This is a genomic window from Vreelandella zhuhanensis (assembly GCF_009793355.1).
GTDB lineage: Bacteria > Pseudomonadota > Gammaproteobacteria > Pseudomonadales > Halomonadaceae > Vreelandella > Vreelandella zhuhanensis.
Genome location: NZ_WTKP01000013.1, coordinates 23,191 through 45,476, shown reverse-complemented (window position 1 = coordinate 45,476; position 22,286 = coordinate 23,191). Strand labels below are relative to the sequence as shown.

Here is a 22,286-nt window from a genome sequence, read left to right as displayed (position 1 = left end):
GAGCAGGGTAGCCATTGGATCAGCACAATATCATACCGACTGGGCCGGTTCAGGCCTCAGCCACATTCACGTTAGCCTAGACTTAACGTTGTACCCAATAGATGCTGGGCATCAGGCACCAGCCAGACAGGATCGAGACGTGTATTGGCGGCCTCTACGCACAAGAAATGACGGCCAGCGTCTGCGGGAATATCGGCGGGCCGATTGTCCGCCGGGTGCCAGACCACCGTGGAGTCGCTGGACTGCTTGCCGATTCGCAGGCTGCGTTGACCATCGTTCAACAGCAAGGCTTGGTTGCTGTGGTAAATGCGGTCGATAGCGCCACGAATGGCCAGCGTTCCTTGTTGCTCGCTTTCCGAGAAATCCTTGAGCTTGTCCAGATAACGCGCACCGGCGAGGCCTTCCAGGCGGCATTGGTGGACGTCGCTCACCGACAGATAGCTATGCAGGGCGCCACTCACCTTGAGCGGTTCATGCCCGATATTCTCGCTGATCAACTCAACATGCAGGCGCTGGGCATTGGCCTGGATGACCACTCGCGCTGTGAGCTGAGAATGTAGGCGTAGCGTGGGGGAAAGGTGAGCTTCGATGCCTTCTTCGTGCTCGTCGACCGCTTCCAGTCGCCAGAGAGCGCTGCGGGCCAGGCCATGAAAGGGACCGCTGCGATCGGGGGTTTCATCGGCATAGCGTTCGTCACCGAACCAGGGCCAACACAGCGGAATTCCACCTCTTATGCTGCCGGGGCAGGCCTTGGGGGTCGGGGTCAGCCATAACCAGCCGTTGTCTTCTCCACCCGAGCCGCGAGGCAGGAAATGTAATACCTGGGCACCTTGCAGGGAGATTGCCAGTTCGCCCCAGGTGGTATTAAAGAGCACTACCTCGCGGCCTTCCCAGTGCGTGGAGCGTTGCCCTTGGGTGGCGTTCAGCAAGTTCTTGAGCGAGGCGGGAATCATGAAAGCTCCTTTGAGTGAGGGCGAGCGGAGCGAATGTCTCGCGCACGCTGTCGTTCTGCTAAGGTATGGTTAGACACTAAAAGTTATTATGCACTATGGTATGGCAAGCTGAACCAAGAGGTAAAACACAAGGAGAATGCAATGGGATTGATAGCATGGTTGATCATTGGTGGGTTGGCTGGCTGGATTGCCGGAAACATCATGCGCGGCGGAGGTTTCGGTATTCTGGGCAATATCGGTGTCGGGGTCGTGGGAGGTGTGATCGGCGGTTTCCTGTTCAGCTTGCTGGGGCTACAAGCCGGTGGATTTATCGGCTCGCTGGTCACTGCAATCGTGGGGGCGGTGGTGTTGCTTTGGGTGATCAGCAAGGTCAGGCAAGCCTGACCCCAGCTCTTTAAACCCGAAACATTTTCATATTTCGCCCGGCCTTGCGCCGGGCTATTTGCGATAAGCGTTAAAGAGTTGGCAGAATACCAGTCTATTGCCTGCTTTCCGTTACACTATACCGTTCTGCCGGTATTCATCCGGCTTGGTTGTATTTTTTCGAGGTGATCCTTGGTTGACCCCCTGAATGCCTGGTGGGCCCAGCAGCTGGTGTTATGCGACTGGGCATTGACTCTTCCCCCTACGGTGGTGGACGCTGAGGCCGCCGAGCAACGTCTGGTCGAACTAAAGGTAGCCAACCGGGGAACTCTGGCTGGCTACCTTCTGGATTCCTTGTCGCCTCAGGCAAATGCCGAGACACTGCTCTCTGCGCTGGAATTGACCGCCCTGGCAGGGGCGGCCGGCTGGTTGAGCGAACCGCGAGCCAAGGCATGGGTCTGGCAGCTCGTGCTGCGCATTACGCGTGAATATAGCGACCTTGAGCACTGGCTCAAGGCCTTGCGCCGCGCACGAAATGCACGCGGCTGGCTCGAAGGTGACGATGGCTTCATGCAAACCTGTGAAGCCCTGGAAACCTTGGAACGTGAAGGGGAGGGCATTACCTGGGAGCGACTTATCGAGTGGCTGGCGCATGCCGGCAATGCACCGACGCTGTGGCCTGATACGCCTGATCAGCAGAGCTGGCGTGCATGTGCGTTGTTGCGTCCGGTAGTTGTGTACCCCGCAGGTGACAGGGACTGGCCCGAGGCTTGCGAATGGTTAAAGCAGGTATGGCAGTTACAAAGCCGTGATGAGTTAGTAACGGCTTTGTTATGGCTGGGAGCTCAAGGCGACCGTCAGCGTTGGGATATCGAGGCTGATATGTTGGTGGCGCTGGATGAGTCCCAACTTAGCGCGTGGCGGGAAAGTATGCCCTCACAGGAGCCTCATTCGCCGATTCTGTATGGATTCGTCACTCAGGGTGAGCCGCTGGAGTGGGCTGCCTGGGACTGGCTTCGCCTGGTCGAGTTGGCCTGGGCGGGAGCCTGCTGTGGTTGGCTTACGCAGCAAGAAGCCGATGCCTTTGCCGCCCACGCCGTCGACTTGCTAGGGCGGCGCTACCATGACTGGCATGCAGTGCTGAACGCCTTTCAGCGTGGGCAAAGCCTGTTCGAAGGCAAGGATCTGCGCCACAAGGCAGCATTACGTCATGATATCTTGCTCAAGAACCCGCTTAGCCCTTGGCACCTTCCCCTGATCGAGCTGCTGGATACAACCACCCGAGAGGCCTCGCGAGAGGCCATGCGCGCCTGGCGACGCGACCCTGACCATTGGTTATTGGCCTTGGCAGGAGTGCGTGAGCCGGATTTGATGTTGCGCCAGGCCAATCCCCGCGGCCCGGTGCCTGAGGCGCGCCGTGCTGATGCAGCTGAATACCTTCAGGAAACCCTGGGGTTGCATGCCGAAGAAGGTGCGAGATCACTGGCTCGCTATTGGTTGCCGGCCCAGGCGCATCATTTGAATCAGTTGGCTGCCGATGCCGCCCATGGTGCCCTGCCTGCCTCCCATACGCTATTTGGCGATCCGATGCCCGACGACTTGCGTCAGCGCAATGCCCTGAAAGGGGTGAGTCGCCATGCGGCAACCATTCATATGGCAGAAAAGTTCGCCTTTTACCTGCACATGTCGATGGATAGCGGTCTGTTCGAGGCTGCTGAACTGGATCAGTTTTCCACGTCGCTACGCAGCTGCTTATGCCGCTTCTATCCGGATGCTCGGCGATTGCTGGAAGCTTGGCTTGCTTGGGAAATTTGCCTGCCCGAACTCGATGAGGCGTCGTTGATTCAAGAGCTTCAATGGCACCTGCAAGACCCGGGAAGCATCTTCCATTGGCTGGACTGGCATCCCGGCGATTGGCAGGAGCCCGGCGCCCGGCCGAGTCTGTCGCATTTTACCGCCATGGCGCTGGTCGGCCCGCTCAATACGGCTGTCTGGAGCGAGCCTCAGCCCGAAAGCGAGCGTGAGTGCCAAGCCATTCGTGAGTGGGTAGATGGGCATTATGGCCTCCACGGCGCCACGGAAATGAAGGAATTCCTGGCTTTCATGCTGGAGTCCGGGGATCGGCAGGAATACCAGATCAATTACGCGCCCTATACGCTTAATCCTGAGCGCCTGGAGGCGGAAATCGCCATCATGGAGTCGGGAGACTGTCTCGACGAGGAACGCCATCATCTGCTGAGGCTCTGCCGGGTCAGAGATAACGAAGATCAGTGCAACGATGTGGATATGGCCGCCTGGGACGTTGCGCAATTGGTGGATCTAACCATCGCCGGGCGCCAGCTGGGTTGGCTGTCGGCAACCGAGTTCGTCGCTCAGCTGGAAAAAGCCCATGCCTTGGCGGCGAATCACTATGCCGGTTGGGAAGATTATGCGCGGGGCATGTATGCCGGGTTTTCTTTTTTCATGGGGGAAACGCCGGAGCGTGAAAGTTTTCTGGCGGGTTTTCGCCAAGCACTCATCGCATGGCTCAGCGGTGCGCCCCCCTTGGCCGGGGCCTGGACGAGCCTGGATTTTCCCGGTGCCAAGCCACGCCATTTTGCCCCGCTGCACATCGATACGTTGCCGGGAGATTTTCGCACCTTGCATTGAGCCGCAGTCAATCGGCGTGGCTGAGTCTCGCCAACGGCGATTAATCCGGCTATAGTCGTGACGTCAGCGTTTTACTCAACTTGTCATTTTTAATCGGTTTTCGGGAGATCATTCGCATGGATGCTACGCCACACCCTGCTGTGACAGCAGTCCGTGCAGTCAGCACCTGTCTTTTGGTGGTCTTGCTGGCTGGTTGTGCCGGTTCCCCCTCCCAAGGCGATATCGAACCCCCCGAAGACTATTTTGCATTGACGCTGCCGGGTATGGCGACGCAAGAGGGCGCATGGATGTCGCCGGTGAACAGCCCTATTGCTCAGGAGCGTGGTTTGCAATATCCCCCCGTTACCTTGGTGCGCCAAGCCTTGATGGTCCAGCACCAACGCTGGTCGGGGACACCGTATCGCATCGGCGGCACCACCGACCGGGGTATCGACTGTTCGGCACTGGTACGCAATATCTATCGTGACACCTTCAATCTGGAATTACCCCGCACTACCCGAGGACAGATTCATCAAGGAAACCAGATCGATCGCCAGGAGCTTCAGGCGGGCGATCTAGTCTTCTTTCGTCCTCCCGGCCCCTACAACCATGTGGGTATTTACGTGGGTGATGGGCACTTCCTGCATGCTTCTACCTCTCAAGGGGTTACCATTTCGCGGCTGGATAACAGTTACTGGCAGCGTTATTACTGGCAGTCGCGTCGTGCTATCGAGCCAAACCATATTGCACAGCTGAGCGTCGCTCTAAGCCAATAATCTTTTTGACGAATCCTCCGGCTGGCCATATGCATGATTGAAGCTCACAGTCGCGCCTGGTGGCGCGCCACCCTGGCCCTTTGCCTGGGGTCTTTCCTGGTATTCATCAACCTCTATGCTCCACAGCCGCTTTTGCCCGAACTGCGTCAGGTTTACGGGGTTTCGACCCTGGGCGTCAATTTGGTGATGTCGGTAGCTACCCTGTCGTTGGCTTTTTCGCTGCTGGTATTCGGTCCCCTCTCGGATGCGATCGGCCGTGAAGGCATCATGCGTCTGACCCTGCTGCTGGCGGGGTTGTGTTCGTTGGCGCTGGCGTTTGCGCCGAGTTTTGAAGCGCTGCTGATGTTGCGCCTGGTGCAGGGGTTTGTGCTGGGTGGGCTTCCGGCGGTGGCGATTGCCTGGATGGCCGATGAATTCGAACGGCCGGCGCTGCTCAGTGCCGTGGGGCTTTATATCGGTGCCAATTCATTGGGAGGCATCAGTGGACGCGTGATAGGCGGGAGTGTGGCGGAAATCGGCGGACCCATGGCCGGGTTTCTCACCGTGGGTGGGTTGACCCTGGTCGGTGGTGTTGTGTTCTGGCGCCTGCTGCCCATGAGCCAGGCATTCGTTCCGCGACGTTTCGAGCTGAATCGGGCGCTGGGTGATCTGCGCGGCCATTTACGCAATCCGGTGCTACTGGCAGCCTATCTGCTGGGCGGGATCAATTTTCTGATTTTCATCAATCAGTACAGCTACATCACCTTTCGCTTGGCGGAGGCACCTTATGCGTTGGCGGCCAGCGGGCTGGGGCTGATCTTCCTGACATATCTGGGAGGAACGCTGGGCTCGATGCTTTCAGGGCGCTTGGCGAAGCGCTGGTCACCATCATTGTGCATGATGGCGGGTGTGGTGATCTTGATGCTAGGAACCGGGATCACGCTTGCCCAACCACTGCCTTTGATTATTCTGGGATTGACCATCAATGCGTTCGGGTTCTTTCTGGCGCATTCGCTGGCTTCCGGCTGGGTGGGGCGTCATGCCCAAGGCGCACGTGGCAGTGCCTCGGCACTTTATCTGGTGTTCTATTACGTGGGGGCGAGCTTGGGTGGGTTCTGGCTGGAACCATTCTGGCGCCATGCCGGCTGGTCAGGCGTGGCAACGGCTTCCTGGTTGCTGCTGGCGGTGACGTTGGTTATCGCCGTGGGGCTATGGCGCTTCGAACGCCGGGTGCCGGCGGTCAAGCAATAAAACGATTAACCAATAGGTATGGCTATAGAAAAGACAAAAGGGCGGCCTAGCCGCCCTTTCTGTGTCTGATTGCGCAATGGCTGCGATATCAGTGCTCGACACCGCCTTCGCCGTGCACATGGCCGTGCTCGGCTTCTTCTTCGCTAGCTTCACGCACTTCGGCAATTTCGACATCGAAGTTGAGATGTTGGCCCGCCAGCGGGTGGTTGCCATCAACCAGGACGGTATCACCTTCCACTTTCGTCACGGTGACCATCAGTGGGCCGCCCTGAGTCTGCGCCTGAAACTGCATGCCCGGCTCAACGCTTTCCACACCCTGGAAGGCATCGCGCGGCACTTCCTGCATCAGTTGCGTCTGGACTTCACCGTAGCCTTCTTCCGGTGTTACCTTGACGGTGAGCTTCTCACCAGTTTCATGTCCTTCCAGTTCTTTTTCCAGACCCGGAATAATGTTGCCCGCACCGTGGAGATAAGTCAGCGGCTCGCGGCCTTCTGAACTGTCCAATACCTCACCTTCATCGTTGGTGAGGGTATAGTGAAACGCGACGACTGCGTTTTGTGCGATTTGCATGGGAATAGCCTTTCGCTGAGTGCATGTCCCAATATGGTAACGCGTGAAAGAGGCTGTGTCAGGGGGAAACGAGAATTTCCGGGCTTACTCGCCTTTCGGCGATGTTGCGCCGTTGCTCGGGCAGGGATACCCTATGCCACATCTTTTCCCCTCGTCCAGTGAACTGCTTGCGGAGACTTTCACATGACCATCTTATTGATTTGGGTAATTGCGTTTGCCTTGATTCTCTATTTTACCTACGCCCGTTGGGATAAAGGCATCAGCCAAGGTCTCGATAAAGTGCTTCCAGGTGTGCTTAAAAGCCATGGAGAAAATCGCTTGATGTGGTCTGTAGTATTGGCCATTCTCGGCGCCACTACCCTTGTGCGCCCAGTGGATATACTGCTGGTGGTGTTGCTTCTTGCCATTATCGGGATTATTGCGGTCAAGCTTGCGACCTGGCTTTCCGGCAAGTTCACGCATTGATGTCAGTGCCTCGCCTCGGCGAGGCACTCTGATAGCAACAGATCTGATAGAAAGAGAAGTGAAGACAGGCGTAGAAATGGGAACAAAAATGCCCGGGATTTTTCCCGGGCATTTTTTCGTTCGATTTTAGTCCTTATCAGACGTGAGGCGTTGTCGGATCAGTAGGGGGCTACGCTGACGTTTCTGCCGCTACCGATCAAGCGGACCCGCTGGCCGGGCTGAAATTGATGGTCGGCACGTTGTACCACGACGACATCAGTACCGTCATCGCGACGGATTTCCATTTCCAGGGCATTGACCCGGTTAGTTGCATCTTCCGCGGCAGTACCCGCGACAGCGCCACCCAAGGCGCCGGCGACAGTTGCCAACTGGCGGCCACTACCGCCACCCACCTGATTGCCCAGCAAACCACCGATGATGGCACCGCCACCTGAACCCAAGAGACCGCCAACACGGCTGTCGGCCTGGATTTGTACCGGGCGTACCGCCACGACGGTACCGTAGCTGACACTTTGACTGGTTTTTGCCTGATCGCCACGGTAGACATCACCGGAATAAGGGGCTGTATTGGCACAACCTGCTAGTGTCAGAAGGCTCATTGCGGCAATAGGGAGAATACGTTTCATCAAAACCTCCAGGACAGTTACATCACGACGTGTATTTACGATTATCGAATATTTTTAGGCGTGCACTCAAAGCGGGTTCGAGTAGGGCTTAGTTATAGAACGCTGTTCTTTAACAACATACGCGACTTAAGCCATTAAGACCAGCGGATAATGCAAAAGCTCCCGAGAGAAGCGGCATTCATGTCGAATCATGTAAATTCAGCGCGAGTGTAGCAAAAAATAAAAGCGGGCAAGGTGCAAATAACACGCAAAAAAGGAGGCCTGAGGCCTCCCTTCGGATGGTGCTTGAAGCAGTTCTTGAAACCTATGCTTAGAACTGGTTCATGGTGTTGTCTTTGCCACCTGCCTTGAGCGCCGCTTCACCGGCGAAGAATTCCTTATGGTCATCGCCGATGTTGGAGCCGGCCATATCCTGGTGCTTGACGGTCGCGATGCCCTGGCGAATTTCCTTGCGCTGCACGCCGGCAACGTAGGCCAGCATGCCTTCGTCGCCGAAGTAGCCCTTGGCCAGGTTGTCGGTGGACAGGGCCGCCGTGTGGTAGGTGGGCAGGGTGATCAGGTGATGGAAGATGCCTGCATCACGTGCGCCGTCGCGCTGGAAGTTGGCGGTCCAGTCGTCGGCCACCTTGCCAAGCTCGGTATCATCGTACTTTTCGTTCATCAGGTCGGCTCGCTCGTAGGCGGAAACGTCCTTGCCTTTCTGCTCCCATGCATCGAACACTTGCTGACGGAAGTTGAGTGTCCAGTTGAACGACGGCGAGTTGTTGTAGACCAGCTTGGCGTCTGGGCACACTTCGCGAATGCGGTTGACCATGGCAGCGATTTGACCGACGTGAGGCTTCTCGGTCTCGATCCACAGCAGGTCGGCGCCGTTTTGCAGGCTGGTAATGCAGTCGAGCACCACGCGGTCTTCACCGGTCCCTTCCTTGAATTGGTAGAGGCCGGAGGCCAGGCGCTTGGGCTTGACCAGCTTGCCACCTTGCTTGATCACCACGTCGCCGTTATTGATGTCTTCCGCTTTTTCGATGACATCGCCGTCGAGGTAGCTGTTGTATTGGTCACCCAGATCACCCGGCTCGTTGGTTACGGCGATTTTCTGTGTCAGACCAGCACCCAGTGAATCGGTGCGTGCCACGATGATGCCGTCATCCACACCCAGTTCGAGGAAGGCATAACGCACGGCGTTGATCTTGGCGATGAAGTCTTCGTGCGGGACGGTAACCTTGCCAGCCTGGTGGCCGCACTGCTTCTCGTCGGATACCTGGTTTTCCAGCTGGATACAGCAGGCACCGGCTTCGATCATTTTCTTGGCCAGCAGGTAAGTCGCTTCGGCGTTACCGAAACCGGCGTCGATGTCGGCAATGATCGGGACAACATGCGTTTCATGGTTGTCGATCTTGCTGATCAGTTCTTCTTGCTTGGCCTCGTCACCGGCTTTCTGGGCTTCTTCCAGGTCACGGAAGAGGTGATTGAGTTCCCAGGAATCGGCTTGACGCAAGAAGGTGTAAAGCTCTTCGATCAGTGAGGCGACCGAGGTCTTTTCATGCATGGACTGATCGGGAAGCGGGCCGAACTCGCTGCGCAGTGCTGCGACCATCCACCCGGAGAGGTAGAGATAGCTGCGCTTGGTGGTGTTGAAGTGTTTCTTGATGGAAATCATCTTCTGCTGGCCGATGAAACCATGCCAGCAACCCAGCGACTGGGTGTACTTGGAGGTGTCGGCGTCGTAGGCCGCCATGTCGTCACGCATGATCTTGGCGGTGTACTTGGCGATGTCCAGGCCGGTATGAAAACGATTTTGAGCACGCATGCGAGCCGCATGCTCAGGATTGATGTTAGCCCACTTGCCACCCTGGGCTTCGCGCAATTGTGATATTGCCTTGATGTCTTCGAGCAGTGTTGACATGAGAACCATCCTTTCGTTTTCAGTGTTAGCCGTTTGCCGTTGTCTTTTATAGCAAATGTCTCTTGCGGCAAATGAGCGTTGTCTTATGCTGCACCTGCGAAGTCGCGTCTAGATTCGACCACTTGGTGTGGATTGTCTCTAGCAAAAAGGTCTCTAGTATAAAAGTCTGGGTACCAAGGAATCCTTGGCAGTGATCAGGACGCTGTGTTGGTGATCACTATCCTGGAAGCAGGCAATTGGCACAATTGGCAGTTGGGGGCAGGCATGGTTGTAGCTTGACTACAGAAGTGGTCTGGCGACGCACTTGCTGTAGTCATTTTTCGCTGGCGGAAAACAAGGAGGTGGGATGATCAACCGGTGAGGGGGCGCACCATTTCCAAGTGGGGAATGCCGGCATCAAGGAATTCTTCGCCTTGGCTGACGAAGCCGAGGGACTCGTAGAAAGCCAGTGCATGGGTTTGGGCGCTGAGCACCACCCGGCGGTGACCGTGGCGCTGAGCGCAGGCAATGGCGGCCTCCATCAATGCTCGCCCCACCCCCTGGCCACGCGCTTCCGTGAGTACCGCGACACGGCCGATGTGACCGTCGGGAAGCAGGCGTGCGGCCCCCAGCGCCTGCATGCCGCGATATGCCAAAAAGTGCCGGCAGTGCGGGTCGAGCCCGTCCCATTCCTCTTCCTGGGGGACCTGTTGCTCAACGATGAAGACGCATCGGCGAATTGCCCCGGCGGCTTCACTGAGGCTCGCCCAGTCGCCCTCTTGAAGAGTCAGGGTAAGGCTCATTCCTCCAGTTCCTCCATCGGCCAGAAAAGGCTTCCACGATCGACCAGGTTCGCCAGGAGTTCCGGTGCGCCGGGAAGCTTGAGTAGTGTTGCATCCAGCGGTATGTCCGACGCCAAGGCTTTAGCCAGCGGCAAGGCGCAGGCAATACCGTCACCATCCACGAACAAGGCGGCTTCACTGCCGTCCTGGGCGCGCCAGGCGAAGCGTGACCCCAGGCTGCGCATCAGTTGAGCACCGTTTTGTAGCTCAGCGACAAGCGATTCGGTATCGGTGGGGGTGTCGGCAGGTATCAGTTGATCCGCATACTTGGGTTGGGTCATTACCCGGCCGAACCATTGAGCCAGCTGAGTCGGATTGTCCAATGTGTCGAGAATCAATGCGCGCATGCGCTCCACTGAGGCATCATCCACTTCGCCGGGGTCGGCAGGGGGTGCCATGCCGGCATCGGAATAGCGCAGTGAAGCCGGAAGTTGCTCGCCCAGGTAATCGGCGAAGGACGTGATGGCCTCATCCGCTGAGGGAGCGCGAAAGCCTACCGAGATCGTCATGCAGTCATCGGACTGGCTGACGCCGTGATGCGCCCAGGCCGGTGGCAGGTAGAGCATGTCACCGGGTTCGAGCACCCAGTCGGCACCGGCCTCGATCTCGAACTGCTCGAGAATACGCAGGTCGATACCGGCAATGATCGGTGCCTCATCGCCTATCTTGCCCCCCAGTTGCCAACGACGCTGGCCGCTTGCTTGGAGCAAAAAGACATCGTATTGGTCGACATGCGGACCCACGCTACCTCCCGGTGGGGCGTAGCTGACCATGATGTCGTCCGCCCGCCAGCGGGGCAGAAAGGTGAAATGCTCGAGCAGAGCGGCCACTTCCGGCACGTAGTGGTCAACCGCTTGCACCAGCAGCGTCCAGTCCTGTTCGGGCAGCCGGGCGAAGGTGGCTTCATCCAAGGGGCCATGGCTGATCTGCCAGGGGCCTTCGGGCCCGTTTTCTTCAACCAGGCGGGCTTCGATACCGTCTTCGCAAGCCAGGCCGGCCAGTTCATCAGGATCGATAGGGCTGATGAAATCAGGCAAGGCACCGCGAATCAGCAGCGGCTTCTGTTGCCAGTAATGGGCCAGAAAATCGGCGGGCGTAAGATCGCCCAGTAGAGACGGTGGTGGCTCGCGGTGGCGCATGGCGCTGCCCTCGGTAATGGCGATGAAAGTCATTCGGTCGAAACGACGCTTTGACAGAAAACTACAGAGACGCGATTCGGCTCGACAATGCCCGCGCCTGCTCTTCGGCGTTACCGATATAGCTGGCAGGCGTCAGCGCCTTGAGTTCGGACTTGACCGCCGAAGGCAGCGCCAGAGTGTCGATGAAAGCGGCGAAACCCGCTTGATCGATACGCTTGCCGCGAGTCAGTTCCTTGAGTTTTTCATAAGGCTTTTCAATGCCGTAGCGGCGCATGACGGTCTGGATGGGTTCGGCGAGCACTTCCCAGCTGTTGTCCAGGTCGCCTGCCAGGCGTTCCGGGTTGGCTTCCAGCTTGCTGATGCCCTTGAGGCTGGCTTGATAGGCAATCAGGCCATACGCCAGGCCGACGCCCAGGTTGCGCAGCACGGTGGAGTCGGTCAGGTCGCGCTGCCAGCGTGAAATGGGCAGTTTCTGTGCCAGATGGCCGAGTATCGCATTGGCCAGCCCCAGATTGCCTTCGGAGTTCTCGAAATCGATGGGGTTGACCTTGTGCGGCATGGTCGATGAGCCGATTTCGCCTTCCACGGTCTTCTGCTTGAAATAACCCAGCGAAATATAGCCCCACACATCGCGGTCGAAATCGATCAGAATGGTATTGAAGCGACACATCGCATCGAACAGTTCCGCCACATAGTCATGCGGTTCGATCTGAGTGGTATAGGGGTTGAAGGCAAGCCCCAGGCCCTCGACGAAGGTTTGGGCGTTGGCTTCCCAATCGACCTCCGGATAGGTGGTCAAGTGGGCGTTGTAGTTGCCCACCGCGCCGTTGATCTTGCCCAGGATTTCCACGGCTTCAATCTGCTTGAGTTGACGCTTCAGGCGATAGGTGACGTTGGCCATTTCCTTGCCCAGCGTGGTGGGCGTGGCGGTTTGGCCATGGGTGCGCGAAAGCATCGGTTCGGCGGCATGGACATCGGCCAGTGCGCCGATCGCATCCGCCACCTGGTGCATGCCGGGCAACAAGGCCTTGAGGCCGTCGCTGAGCATTACCCCATAGGAAAGATTATTGATGTCTTCGCTGGTGCAGGCGAAGTGAATGAATTCGGTGACCGCATTGAGTTCGGCCTGGGGTTCGATGCGTTCCTTGAGAAAATACTCCACCGCCTTGACGTCGTGGTTGGTGGTGCGCTCGATATCCTTGATGCGTTCGGCGTCTTCCACCGAAAAGTCCCGCAGCAGCGCTTCCAGAAATGCCGTGGCCTGGGCGGAAAACGGGGGCACTTCGAGGATTTGTGGGTGTTCGGCCAAGCGCTGTAACCAGCGCACCTCGACGATCACACGGGCACGAATCAGCCCGAATTCGCTGAAATGTTCACGCAGAGAAGCGGCTTTGGCGCCGTAGCGGCCATCGACGGGGGACAGGGCGGTAAGAGCGGAAAGTTGCATGGCATGGGTTCCAGGTCGATCGTGATCAAGTTAAGCGGCGAAGAGGTCGGCGCGGGTATGGCTACAGACGTGACGGGCACTCAGCTCAAGCTATCCAGGGCGGTGCGCAGGGCCTTGCGCTGGAATATCAGCTTCCAGCGACGGCCGCCTTGCTGATGCCACAGGAGGCCGAAGCGAATGCCGGAAAGCAAACAGGCACGCACCCGCTCGGGCATCATGCGGGTCTGCAATAGAGAGGGGTCGCCCTGCACCACAATGCGGGTCTTGAAGGTGGAAATGGTTTCCTGGTAGGCCTCGCCCAGGCTGGCAATCACATTTTCATGAGTAGCGCCGAAATGGTTGGCCTGGCCTTGAATATGACTGAGCTTCCGGCCCAGGGAGTCGAGCATATCGGTGTTGGCGCGCAGTTTGTTGGTTAGCAGTAACAGCGAAAAGCCGTAGCGCAGCACCACCGGATTGGCTTGCTTGCGACCGACCAGGGCTTCGAGTGTTTCCAGGCCGCGCCGCAGGTTATTGGGGTGACCGCCGTAGATCGCTTCGAAACTTTCCGGGTTGGTGTCGACGGTGGCGCGAATCAGGGTATCCCAGGCACGTTGGTCGACCTGGCCGGTGTGTGCCAGTTCATCGACCAGGCTGGCTGCCTGGAAGACGCCGGCCAATGCCAGCGCCTGACGCGTTGCCGGGGAATCAGGAGCGCGATGAATCGGAGTGGGAGAATTCATGCGATTGACTCCAGGGCATTCCAGGTATCTCGAATCACACCGCCACCCAAGCATATTTCACCATCATAGATGACCAGTGATTGCCCGGGAGTGACGGCGCGTTGCGGGGTGTCGAAATGTACCTCGACACCGCCATCGTCGCGGGTACGTAGCATGCAGGGTACATCGTTCTGGCGATAGCGGGTCTTGGCGGTGAAACGCCCCTTGTGAACGGGAGGCTTGCCGGCAATCCAGTCCATGGCTTCGGTCGCCAATGAATCGGTATAGAGCAGGGGGTGATGCTTGCCTTGAACGGCCACCAGTACATTGCGTTCAAGGTCCTTGACCGCCACGTACCAGGGGTCTTCCGAGTAATCGGCCAGACCGCCAATGCCCAGGCCCTGGCGTTGGCCCAAGGTGTAGTACATCAGCCCCATGTGCTCACCGATCACCTGGCCATCGGGCGTTTCGATCTTGCCCGGTTGTGCGGGCAGGTACTGTTGCAGAAAGTCACGAAAGCGGCGCTCGCCGATAAAGCAGATGCCGGTGGAATCCTTCTTCTTGGCCGTCACCAAGTCATGACGTTCGGCAAGCTCACGTACCGCGGGTTTTTCCAGCTCGCCCACCGGGAACAGAGTTCTGGCGATAGCTGCTTCGGGCACGGCGTGCAGAAAATAACTCTGATCCTTGTTGGGGTCGAGTCCCTTGAGCAGGCGGGGGCGAACCTCGTCCGTGCCTTGGCTTGCCAGCCCCTGACGCACCTGTCCTTGTCGAACATAGTGGCCGGTGGCGATCTTCTCGGCTCCCAGCATTTCGGCGTATTCGATAAATACTTTGAACTTGATTTCGCGATTGCACAGGATATCGGGATTGGGCGTGCGCCCGGCCTTGTACTCGGCGAGAAAGTGCTCGAAGACATTATCCCAGTATTCGGCAGCAAAATTGGCCGTATGCAAGGGAATGCCAAGCTTGTCGCATACCGCTTGGGCATCGGCGAGATCGTCCTTGGCCGTACAGTACTCGGTGCCGTCGTCCTCGTCCCAGTTCTTCATGAACAGGCCTTCGACGTGATAGCCCTGCTGCAACAGCAACAGGGCGGACACGGAAGAGTCGACGCCGCCGGACATGCCGACGATCACCTTGCCAGTGGTGGATGTCATTGCCATCCTCGGTTGAAGTGGTCTGCAGATGGCTGGCGATTATACACGATGCGGCCACATCGCTTCGAGTGTTGCGCGGTTACTCGTGGATAACGCTCAGCGGAAAGAGGCGCCCGGCACGCATGTCATGCAAGCGCTGCATGACCAGGGGGCTGCGCAACCGCTGCGCATGCTCATGAGCAGCCAGTTCTTCGAGTGTCAACCAATGGGTGGCGTGAATGTCGCCGTCAAGGGGTGTGGCTAGGTACGTCTTGGGCTGGGCCGCGAAACCATGGCTGTAAAACGTCAAGCCCTCCGCGCTTTGAAACACATACAACCCCAGGTAGCCGGTCAACTGAATTTGCCAGGCGGTTTCCTCTTCCACCTCACGCCTGATGGCCGCCATGGGGCCTTCGCCGGGCTCCACATGCCCCGCCGGTTGATTGAAGCATGTGAGCGGGCCGCCACGATCTTCCTCGACCATCAGGTAGCGTCCCTGACGTTCGATGACGCAGGCGACCGTCACGTGCGGAGAATAACGTTCCATCAGGACCTCTTAGTGCGTGAACGTGGTGTGGCAGGCTGGGGGGCATGCAAGGTCTCTCGACGCCACTCTCCCGGCGCCAGGTCATCCAGTCGCCAAGCGCCGATGGCGGCTCTGATCAAACGGAGTGTCGGAAAACCGACGTGGGCGGTCATGCGCCTTACCTGACGGTTGCGGCCTTCACTGATCGTAAGCTCCAGCCAGGCGGTGTCGGGATGCCGCCGGGGGTCGATGGGCGGGTCGCGTTCGGGGAAGGCAGGGGGTGACATCAGGCGCACTTTGGCCGGGCGAGTCGGTCCATCCTTCAAGGTAATACCTTTACGCAATGCTTGTAGTGCCGTTTCATCCGGGCAGCCCTCTACCTGGACCCAGTAGGTTTTAGGCTGTTTATGGCGAGGATGCGCGATGCGGTGAATCAGCCCGCCGTCAGCGCTGAGCAAAAGCAGCCCTTCTGAGTCGTAATCGAGGCGACCTGCAGGGTAAATATCTTTTATATCAATGAATTCAGAAAGGGTGCGGCGGCCTTCGCGGTCACTGAACTGGGACAGAACGCGATAAGGTTTATGCAGTAAATACAGGTCGCTCATGGGGGTTGGATGACCCTTGGTTAAACTATAGTAGTGGCCGACTTTAGACCGGTTGACTGTGCTAAGGCTACTCCGCAGCGCGGGTGAGATGCTATACTTCGCGCTCCAACGAACAGACCAAACAGGGGAGTTCTCTATGGGTTTTCAGAAAATTGTCGTTCCTGACAGCGGCGAAAAGATCACCGTCAATGCCGACACCAGCTTGAATGTGCCGAATGAACCGATCATCCCGTTCATCGAAGGTGACGGCATCGGCGCCGACGTCACGCCGGCCATGAAAATTGCCATCGACGCTGCCGTACAGAAGGCTTATAACGGCGAGCGCAAGATTCACTGGATGGAAGTTTACGCCGGTGAAAAAGCCACTCAGGTATACACACCTGATACCTGGCTGCCCGAAGAAACTCTGCAAGCAGTGAAGGATTACGTGGTTTCCATCAAGGGACCGCTGACCACGCCGGTAGGTGGCGGCATTCGTTCCTTGAACGTGGCCCTGCGCCAGAAACTCGACCTGTATGTCTGCCAGCGTCCGGTACGTTGGTTCGAAGGCGTGCCCAGCCCGGTCAAGAAGCCGGCCGATGTCGACATGGTGATCTTTCGTGAAAACTCCGAAGACATCTATGCCGGTATCGAGTGGAAGGCAGGTACCCCGGAAGCCGACAAGGTCATCAAGTTCCTGCGTGAAGAAATGGGTGTTACCAACATTCGCTTCCCGCAAGACTGCGGTATCGGTGTCAAGCCGGTTTCCAAGGAAGGTACCGAGCGTCTGGTGCGTCAGGCCCTGCAGTACACTGTGGACAACGACCGTGAGTCGCTGACCCTGGTGCACAAGGGCAACATCATGAAGTTCACCGAAGGTGCCTTCAAGGATTGGGGCTATGAGCTTGCCAAGAACGAATTCGGTGCCGAACTGCTCGACGGCGGCCCCTGGATGCAGTTCAAGAACCCCAAGACCGGCAAGAATATCGTGGTCAAGGACGTGATCGCCGACGCCATGCTGCAGCAAATCCTGCTGCGTCCGGCCGAGTATGACGTCATCGCCACCCTGAACCTGAACGGTGATTACCTCTCCGACGCTCTGGCGGCGGAAGTGGGCGGTATCGGTATCGCCCCGGGCGCCAACCTGTCCGATGACGTGGCCATGTTCGAGGCGACTCACGGCACCGCGCCGAAGTATGCCGGCCAGGACAAGGTCAACCCGGGCTCGCTGATTCTCTCCGCCGAAATGATGCTGCGTCACATGGGTTGGGTCGAAGCCGCTGACCTGGTGCTCAAGGGTGTTGAAAAAGCCATTTCCAAGGGCGAAGTCACCTATGACTTCCATCGCCTGATGGATGATGCCAAGCTGCTGAAATGCTCCGAGTTTGGCCAGGCTGTCGCTGACAATATGTAATTTATTGTCGCTGGCAAAAACCCTCGCCCGCGCCTGCGGGCGGGGGTTTTTGCGTTTTACGCTATGCTGAATTGGAAATTCAATGAACCCTTGAGTCTTGGTGACGTCTTATAGCGTTGAGAGATCCGCGCCAGTCTGACTTGAGTAAATCGACAGTGCCTTTTATGTTCAATGTAACCAGAATGAGTGCAGGTAGGGAATCAATGCTGGAAGTGGCGGGAATGACGCGTCCCGGGCAACCGGAAGAAGGTGACGACGTAACGGTTCAGACGGCTGAACCGGCATTGGCGCAACCGCCTCTTTATAAAGTCATATTGCATAACGATGACTACACGCCCATGGAATTTGTAGTGGAAGTACTGCAAAGCTTTTTTCATATGGATAATGAATCCGCCGTACAAGTAATGTTGGCGGTGCATACCCAAGGCAAGGCGACTTGCGGTGTATTTACCCGAGATATCGCCGAAACCAAAAGTTATCAGGTCAACGAGTACGCTCGTGAGTGCGAACATCCATTGATGTGCGATATCGAAGCCACTGATTGACGACATCGACCAAAAAATTGGCGACGATACTTGCAACCACGCGCTTTGTACCTGATGTTGAAGATGTCAGGCGACACAGATTCGACGCAAGCCCTAGGGGGCGACGAGTCCTAGGTAGCCAAAAGGGGACTGCCATGCTTAGTAAAGAACTTGAAATGACCCTGAACACGGCCTTTACCGTGGCACGCTCCAAGCGCCACGAGTTCATGACCGTTGAACACCTGCTGCTGGCGCTTCTGGATAACGCTTCCGCTGCGGATGTGCTGAAGGCCTGCGGGGCGAATCTCGATAAATTGCGGTCCGACTTACAGGACTTCATCAATTCGACCACGCCGTTGATTCCTGATGACCAGGGAGATCGAGAAACTCAGCCAACACTGGGCTTTCAGCGCGTTTTGCAACGTGCCGTTTTTCATGTGCAATCTTCCGGTAAAAGTGAAGTGAATGGGGCCAATGTGCTGGTCGCGATCTTCTCCGAGCAGGAAAGCCAGGCGGTATACTTCCTCAAGCAACAGAACGTTGCTCGCGTGGATGCGGTAAATTATATCGCTCATGGCATTTCCAAGGTGGCCGGTCATGGCCCCTCGCCTTCACAGCCTTCCCCCGAAGCGGAAGATGCCGAAGAAGGTACGGCGGATGGAGCGGCACATCCGCTTACCGGTTATGCCACCAACCTCAACGAACAGGCCCGGCTGGGCAAGATAGATCCTTTGATCGGCCGTGACCATGAGCTTGAGCGGGTGGTCCAGATTCTCGCCCGTCGGCGCAAAAACAACCCATTATTGGTGGGTGAGGCCGGCGTGGGCAAGACGGCCATCGCCGAAGGATTGGCCAAGCGGATCGTGGAAGAAGATGTCCCCGATGTGATCGCTGATGCCGTGGTTTATGCGCTGGATATGGGCGCATTACTTGCCGGTACCAAATATCGTGGTGATTTCGAAAAACGCTTGAAGAGTCTGTTGGGCGAGCTCAAGAAGCAACCCCATGCCGTGCTGTTTATCGATGAAATTCATACGGTCATCGGGGCGGGTGCCGCTTCCGGTGGGGTGATGGATGCCTCGAATCTGCTCAAGCCGTTGTTGTCTTCCGGTGATCTACGTTGCATCGGGTCGACTACCTTTCAGGAATTCCGCGGGATTTTCGAGAAAGATCGAGCGCTTGCCCGGCGCTTCCAGAAGGTGGATGTAATGGCGCCGTCAGTGGACGACACCATTCGCATTCTCAAGGGGCTGCGTTCACGCTTTGAAGAGCATCATCAGCTGAAGTACACCGACAGTGCCCTGGAAAGTGCGGCGCGTCTGGCTGATCGTTATATCAATGACCGTCATTTGCCCGATAAGGCCATTGATGTGATTGACGAAGCTGGTGCGCATCAGCGCATGCTTCCTCCGGAAGTGCGCGCTGATACCATCGACGTGGATCAAGTCGAGGCCGTCGTGGCATCGATTGCCCGTATTCCACCGAAGAGCGTTTCCAGTTCGGATCGCAAGTTGCTGGAAAAACTCGACCGTGACTTGAAAATGCTGGTATTCGGCCAGGATGAAGCGATCGACAGCCTGGCAGCGGCGATCAAGCTCTCGCGTGCCGGACTCAAATCTCCCGACAAGCCAGTGGGCAGCTTCCTGTTTGCCGGTCCGACCGGTGTGGGCAAAACCGAAGTGGCCAGGCAGTTGGCCCATATCATGGGTATCGAACTGGTACGTTTTGATATGTCCGAGTACATGGAGCGCCATACGGTCTCTCGCTTGATAGGCGCACCCCCAGGCTATGTGGGGTACGACCAGGGCGGTTTGCTCACCGAAGCCATCACCAAGCAGCCGCATTGCGTGTTGTTGCTGGATGAGGTCGAAAAGGCGCATCCCGAGGTCTTCAATCTGCTGCTGCAGGTCATGGACCACGGTCGCCTGACCGACAATAACGGTCGTGAAGCAGATTTCCGCCATGTCATCGTGATAATGACCTCGAATGCCGGGGCCGAACAGGCAGCCCGCCGTTCGATCGGTTTCCAGCATCAGGATCATTCCACCGATGCAATGGAAGTCATTCGCAAGACGTTCTCACCCGAGTTCCGCAACCGTCTGGATAGCATCATTCAGTTCCATTCCTTGCCTACCTCGGTGGTGCGCAACGTGGTCGACAAGTTCCTGATCGAACTGCAGGCGCAGTTGGACGAGAAACGCGTCCAGCTGGACGTGGATGCTGCAGCGCGTGATTGGCTGGCGGAAAAAGGCTATGACCCGGATATGGGTGCACGGCCGATGGCTCGGCTGATTCAGGAAAAACTCAAGAAGCCTCTGGCCGAAATGATCCTGTTCGGCGAGCTTGCCGAGCACGGCGGGATTGTGCATATCGGCCTGGAAGATAACGAGCTGACACTCTCCACCGAGTCGGAAATGGCTGACGCGCCCTAAACGGGGTTAGCGGACGCTAAAAGACAGCGCCCTGTCCATGGACGGGGCGTTGTTGTGTCTGGCGGGGGAGAATCCGTCGACAGGAGGGGGCGGCTCAGCGTGAGCGGTAGACGATACGTCCCTTGGACAGGTCGTAAGGCGTCAGTTCTACCTTGACCTTGTCGCCGGTCAGAATGCGAATGTAGTTCTTGCGCATTTTGCCAGAGATATGTGCCGTGACCACGTGGCCGTTTTCCAGCTCGACACGAAACATGGTGTTGGGAAGGGTATCGACGATGACGCCTTCCATTTCAATATGATCTTCGCGTGCCATATAGGCAGTTCCTCACTTGATAAAAAACAGAGACATTCAGAGGTCTTCTGGCGAGCTGAATTATCAGCACGCCGGGAAACAGCGCTATATTGTGCCGTAAGCCCGTCGTCAAGGCAAAAAAGCCGTGCTCATTGGAGGATTAATTGTCGCCAATGACGACCGTCGAGCACTTCCAGCGGCGAAAAAGTCTGTTTGTAGCGCATCTTGCGACATTCTTCGATCCAGTAACCCAAGTATAGATGGGGTAATTGTTTTTTCTGAGCCAGCTCGATCAGCTTGAGAATGGCAAAGGTACCTAGGGAACGACGCTCATAGGCGGGTTCCGTGGCGAAAAAGGTATAAATCGCCGATAACCCGTGCTCCAGCTGGTCGAAGGCGGCGACGGCCACCAAGGCATCGCCACAATGCATTTCCATCAACTGGGCATAAGATTCGTTCAGCGTTAAAAATGTACGGTATTGCTCTTCGCTGGGGGGGTACATGTCGCCATCGGCATGGCGCTGGCCGACATAGGCGGCATACAGTGCGTAATGCGCAGGCTCGAAGCGAGCGGGCTTTAGCGTGACGGTCACGTCCTGGTTGCGCTGTTGCAGTTTGCGTTGGGTGCGGTTGGGAGTGAATTTATCCACGGGAATGCGAACGGAACGACACGCATTGCAGCCATCGCAATGAGGCCGATATAGATGGCGGCCACTGCGACGAAAACCGAGCAATGAAAGCGAATCGTAAACACCCGGTACTGGCGATTCCTGGGGGTCGAGAAACAACGTAGTGGCTTCCCGGTCTTCGAGGTAGCTACAGGCATGGGGCACGGTGAGGAAGAAGCGCAAATCCCGCACCGGCTTCCGGGGAGCGTTACTGCTCACGGCTTGCCTCCTTGTGAATTAGCTGGTGCCTTCGTCATCAGTGCGGCCGATAGCATCGAGCCAAGGTGATGGAGGAACCACAGGGGGGTTATCAGGTTGATTGGTTACCTCGAAAGCGTTATCGGGCAACCAGTTTTCAAGATAGTTGATGAACGTCGGGCGAGCGATAGTCGTTGCCCCCAAACTGGCCAGATGCGGGGTGTGCATTTGACAGTCAATCAAGTTGCCTCCCTGTCTGAGCATGGCGTCGGCCAAGTGCGCCAGAGCCACTTTGGAGGCATCCGGCACATGAGAAAACATCGATTCTCCGAAAAAGACCGGCCCCATCGCCAGACCATACAAGCCACCCACCAAGCGCTGGTTGTGATGCGCCTCGATGCTATGAGCGATACCCAAGCTGTGCAACCGAGCATAGGCGGCTTTCATCTCGGCGGTGATCCAGGTGCCGGGCTCACCCCGCCGAGGCGCCGCACAGGCGTCAACCACCTCATGAAAATGTTGGTTTACGCTGATGCTGAACCCACCGTTACGCAAACGCTTGGCCAAGCTGCGTCGACATTTGAAGTCCCCGGGCAACAAGACCATCCGGGGGTTGGGGCTCCACCATAAAATGGGGTCACCTTCACTATACCAAGGGAAGATACCTTGTCGGTAGGCTTGTACCAGCCACGCCGGGGTAAGCTCTCCACCTGCAGCGAGTAAACCGTTAGGCGAGTCCATCGCCAGGGCAACAGGCGGGAAAGCAGCATGAGCGGAGGGTAACCAAGGTAACATTGCCAATTCCTGTCGGTGATGGTTCGCGAGAAGCCCTGTGACGAGCTCAGGATGCTCGGTATGATGCATTCTCGCAACAGAGTATGAA

General features: G+C 57.2%; 22 protein-coding genes. 8 read left to right on the top strand and 14 right to left on the bottom strand.

Features of this window, described 5'->3' with window-relative positions:
* Positions 1-71: 71 nt before the first annotated feature.
* Positions 72-953, bottom strand: coding sequence for a D-hexose-6-phosphate mutarotase (locus GPM19_RS14580; RefSeq protein ID WP_160419747.1), 882 nt, complete (start codon positions 951-953; stop codon positions 72-74).
* Between the two features lie 141 nt (positions 954-1,094).
* On the opposite strand from GPM19_RS14580, the gene GPM19_RS14575 reads away from it, so the two are divergent.
* The 4 genes from GPM19_RS14575 (at position 1,095) to GPM19_RS14560 (ending at position 5,950) form a co-directional block, all read left to right on the top strand.
* Positions 1,095-1,337: a GlsB/YeaQ/YmgE family stress response membrane protein gene (locus GPM19_RS14575; RefSeq protein ID WP_160419746.1), complete on the top strand. Its 243-nt coding sequence runs from the start codon at positions 1,095-1,097 to the stop codon at positions 1,335-1,337.
* Positions 1,338-1,508: 171 nt separating this feature from the next.
* Positions 1,509-3,965: a DUF1266 domain-containing protein gene (locus GPM19_RS14570; RefSeq protein WP_160419745.1), complete on the top strand. Its 2,457-nt coding sequence runs from the start codon at positions 1,509-1,511 to the stop codon at positions 3,963-3,965.
* A 116-nt stretch (positions 3,966-4,081) separates the two neighbouring features.
* Positions 4,082-4,720: a C40 family peptidase gene (locus tag GPM19_RS14565; RefSeq protein WP_160419744.1), complete on the top strand. Its 639-nt coding sequence runs from the start codon at positions 4,082-4,084 to the stop codon at positions 4,718-4,720.
* Positions 4,721-4,753: 33 nt separating this feature from the next.
* Entirely contained in the window at positions 4,754-5,950 is a 1,197-nt protein-coding gene (locus tag GPM19_RS14560) for an MFS transporter (protein ID WP_160419743.1), read from the top strand.
* 88 nt (positions 5,951-6,038) lie between these two features.
* Here the strand turns inward: GPM19_RS14560 and GPM19_RS14555 are convergent, their stop codons facing one another.
* Positions 6,039-6,521: an FKBP-type peptidyl-prolyl cis-trans isomerase gene (locus GPM19_RS14555; RefSeq protein ID WP_160419742.1), complete on the bottom strand. Its 483-nt coding sequence runs from the start codon at positions 6,519-6,521 to the stop codon at positions 6,039-6,041.
* A gap of 183 nt (positions 6,522-6,704) precedes the next feature.
* Between GPM19_RS14555 and GPM19_RS14550 the strand changes: the two genes are divergently transcribed.
* Positions 6,705-6,986, top strand: coding sequence for a hypothetical protein (locus GPM19_RS14550; RefSeq protein WP_160419741.1), 282 nt, complete (start codon positions 6,705-6,707; stop codon positions 6,984-6,986).
* Positions 6,987-7,144: 158 nt separating this feature from the next.
* Here the strand turns inward: GPM19_RS14550 and GPM19_RS14545 are convergent, their stop codons facing one another.
* The 9 genes from GPM19_RS14545 to GPM19_RS14505 form a co-directional block, all read right to left on the bottom strand.
* On the bottom strand, positions 7,145-7,612 hold the full coding sequence (locus GPM19_RS14545; RefSeq protein WP_160419740.1) for an outer membrane lipoprotein: 468 nt from the start codon (positions 7,610-7,612) through the stop codon (positions 7,145-7,147).
* Between the two features lie 310 nt (positions 7,613-7,922).
* Positions 7,923-9,518 carry an isocitrate lyase gene (locus GPM19_RS14540; RefSeq protein WP_160419739.1) on the bottom strand — a complete coding sequence of 532 codons (1,596 nt, stop codon included), beginning with the start codon at positions 9,516-9,518 and terminating at the stop codon, positions 7,923-7,925.
* A 350-nt stretch (positions 9,519-9,868) separates the two neighbouring features.
* Positions 9,869-10,300 (bottom strand): GNAT family N-acetyltransferase, encoded by a 432-nt coding sequence (locus GPM19_RS14535; protein ID WP_160419738.1) that lies wholly within the window; start codon positions 10,298-10,300, stop codon positions 9,869-9,871.
* Positions 10,297-11,478 carry a cupin domain-containing protein gene (locus GPM19_RS14530; protein ID WP_160419773.1) on the bottom strand — a complete coding sequence of 394 codons (1,182 nt, stop codon included), beginning with the start codon at positions 11,476-11,478 and terminating at the stop codon, positions 10,297-10,299. Before GPM19_RS14530 ends, GPM19_RS14535 begins: the two co-directional genes overlap by 4 nt.
* Before the next feature lie 61 nt (positions 11,479-11,539).
* Positions 11,540-12,925 carry an adenylosuccinate lyase gene (purB, locus tag GPM19_RS14525; protein ID WP_160419737.1) on the bottom strand — a complete coding sequence of 462 codons (1,386 nt, stop codon included), beginning with the start codon at positions 12,923-12,925 and terminating at the stop codon, positions 11,540-11,542.
* 80 nt (positions 12,926-13,005) lie between these two features.
* Positions 13,006-13,647, bottom strand: a complete 642-nt coding sequence (hflD, locus tag GPM19_RS14520; RefSeq protein ID WP_160419736.1) for a high frequency lysogenization protein HflD — start codon at positions 13,645-13,647, stop codon at positions 13,006-13,008.
* The gene (mnmA, locus tag GPM19_RS14515) at positions 13,644-14,786 is read right to left on the bottom strand and encodes a tRNA 2-thiouridine(34) synthase MnmA (protein ID WP_160419735.1); all 1,143 of its coding nucleotides are present in this window, start codon (positions 14,784-14,786) and stop codon (positions 13,644-13,646) included. Before mnmA ends, hflD begins: the two co-directional genes overlap by 4 nt.
* Before the next feature lie 79 nt (positions 14,787-14,865).
* Positions 14,866-15,312: an NUDIX domain-containing protein gene (locus GPM19_RS14510; protein ID WP_160419734.1), complete on the bottom strand. Its 447-nt coding sequence runs from the start codon at positions 15,310-15,312 to the stop codon at positions 14,866-14,868.
* Entirely contained in the window at positions 15,312-15,896 is a 585-nt protein-coding gene (locus GPM19_RS14505; RefSeq protein WP_160419733.1) for a pseudouridine synthase, read from the bottom strand. The genes GPM19_RS14510 and GPM19_RS14505 overlap by 1 nt, the downstream gene beginning before the upstream one ends.
* A gap of 136 nt (positions 15,897-16,032) precedes the next feature.
* On the opposite strand from GPM19_RS14505, the gene icd reads away from it, so the two are divergent.
* From icd to clpA, 3 genes are all read left to right on the top strand, one after another.
* The gene (icd, locus tag GPM19_RS14500; protein ID WP_160419732.1) at positions 16,033-17,289 is read left to right on the top strand and encodes an NADP-dependent isocitrate dehydrogenase; all 1,257 of its coding nucleotides are present in this window, start codon (positions 16,033-16,035) and stop codon (positions 17,287-17,289) included.
* 203 nt (positions 17,290-17,492) lie between these two features.
* The gene (clpS, locus tag GPM19_RS14495; RefSeq protein WP_371829370.1) at positions 17,493-17,834 is read left to right on the top strand and encodes an ATP-dependent Clp protease adapter ClpS; all 342 of its coding nucleotides are present in this window, start codon (positions 17,493-17,495) and stop codon (positions 17,832-17,834) included.
* Positions 17,835-17,968: 134 nt separating this feature from the next.
* Positions 17,969-20,245 (top strand): ATP-dependent Clp protease ATP-binding subunit ClpA, encoded by a 2,277-nt coding sequence (clpA, locus tag GPM19_RS14490; RefSeq protein WP_160419731.1) that lies wholly within the window; start codon positions 17,969-17,971, stop codon positions 20,243-20,245.
* A gap of 94 nt (positions 20,246-20,339) precedes the next feature.
* Here clpA and infA read toward each other — a convergent pair whose 3' ends face one another.
* The 3 genes from infA to aat form a co-directional block, all read right to left on the bottom strand.
* Entirely contained in the window at positions 20,340-20,558 is a 219-nt protein-coding gene (infA, locus tag GPM19_RS14485; RefSeq protein ID WP_007111068.1) for a translation initiation factor IF-1, read from the bottom strand.
* A gap of 128 nt (positions 20,559-20,686) precedes the next feature.
* Positions 20,687-21,424 carry an arginyltransferase gene (locus tag GPM19_RS14480; RefSeq protein ID WP_160419730.1) on the bottom strand — a complete coding sequence of 246 codons (738 nt, stop codon included), beginning with the start codon at positions 21,422-21,424 and terminating at the stop codon, positions 20,687-20,689.
* Between the two features lie 18 nt (positions 21,425-21,442).
* Positions 21,443-22,198 (bottom strand): leucyl/phenylalanyl-tRNA--protein transferase, encoded by a 756-nt coding sequence (aat, locus tag GPM19_RS14475; protein WP_160419729.1) that lies wholly within the window; start codon positions 22,196-22,198, stop codon positions 21,443-21,445.
* Between the last annotated feature and the right edge of the window lie 88 nt (positions 22,199-22,286).

Excerpts from the sequence above, each read along its gene's own strand:
- GPM19_RS14580 (WP_160419747.1), bottom strand. The coding sequence starts at position 953 with ATGATTCCCGCCTCGCTCAAGAACTTGCTGAACGCCACCCAAGGGCAA.
- GPM19_RS14575 (WP_160419746.1), top strand. The coding sequence starts at position 1,095 with ATGGGATTGATAGCATGGTTGATCATTGGTGGGTTGGCTGGCTGGATT.
- GPM19_RS14565 (WP_160419744.1), top strand. The coding sequence starts at position 4,082 with ATGGATGCTACGCCACACCCTGCTGTGACAGCAGTCCGTGCAGTCAGC.
- GPM19_RS14560 (WP_160419743.1), top strand. The coding sequence starts at position 4,754 with ATGATTGAAGCTCACAGTCGCGCCTGGTGGCGCGCCACCCTGGCCCTT.
- GPM19_RS14555 (WP_160419742.1), bottom strand. The coding sequence starts at position 6,521 with ATGCAAATCGCACAAAACGCAGTCGTCGCGTTTCACTATACCCTCACC.
- GPM19_RS14550 (WP_160419741.1), top strand. The coding sequence starts at position 6,705 with ATGACCATCTTATTGATTTGGGTAATTGCGTTTGCCTTGATTCTCTAT.
- GPM19_RS14545 (WP_160419740.1), bottom strand. The coding sequence starts at position 7,612 with ATGAAACGTATTCTCCCTATTGCCGCAATGAGCCTTCTGACACTAGCA.
- GPM19_RS14540 (WP_160419739.1), bottom strand. The coding sequence starts at position 9,518 with ATGTCAACACTGCTCGAAGACATCAAGGCAATATCACAATTGCGCGAA.
- GPM19_RS14535 (WP_160419738.1), bottom strand. The coding sequence starts at position 10,300 with ATGAGCCTTACCCTGACTCTTCAAGAGGGCGACTGGGCGAGCCTCAGT.
- GPM19_RS14530 (WP_160419773.1), bottom strand. The coding sequence starts at position 11,478 with ATGCGCCACCGCGAGCCACCACCGTCTCTACTGGGCGATCTTACGCCC.
- purB (WP_160419737.1), bottom strand. The coding sequence starts at position 12,925 with ATGCAACTTTCCGCTCTTACCGCCCTGTCCCCCGTCGATGGCCGCTAC.
- hflD (WP_160419736.1), bottom strand. The coding sequence starts at position 13,647 with ATGAATTCTCCCACTCCGATTCATCGCGCTCCTGATTCCCCGGCAACG.
- mnmA (WP_160419735.1), bottom strand. The coding sequence starts at position 14,786 with ATGACATCCACCACTGGCAAGGTGATCGTCGGCATGTCCGGCGGCGTC.
- GPM19_RS14510 (WP_160419734.1), bottom strand. The coding sequence starts at position 15,312 with ATGGAACGTTATTCTCCGCACGTGACGGTCGCCTGCGTCATCGAACGT.
- GPM19_RS14505 (WP_160419733.1), bottom strand. The coding sequence starts at position 15,896 with ATGAGCGACCTGTATTTACTGCATAAACCTTATCGCGTTCTGTCCCAG.
- icd (WP_160419732.1), top strand. The coding sequence starts at position 16,033 with ATGGGTTTTCAGAAAATTGTCGTTCCTGACAGCGGCGAAAAGATCACC.
- clpS (WP_371829370.1), top strand. The coding sequence starts at position 17,493 with ATGCTGGAAGTGGCGGGAATGACGCGTCCCGGGCAACCGGAAGAAGGT.
- clpA (WP_160419731.1), top strand. The coding sequence starts at position 17,969 with ATGCTTAGTAAAGAACTTGAAATGACCCTGAACACGGCCTTTACCGTG.
- infA (WP_007111068.1), bottom strand. The coding sequence starts at position 20,558 with ATGGCACGCGAAGATCATATTGAAATGGAAGGCGTCATCGTCGATACC.
- aat (WP_160419729.1), bottom strand. The coding sequence starts at position 22,198 with ATGTTACCTTGGTTACCCTCCGCTCATGCTGCTTTCCCGCCTGTTGCC.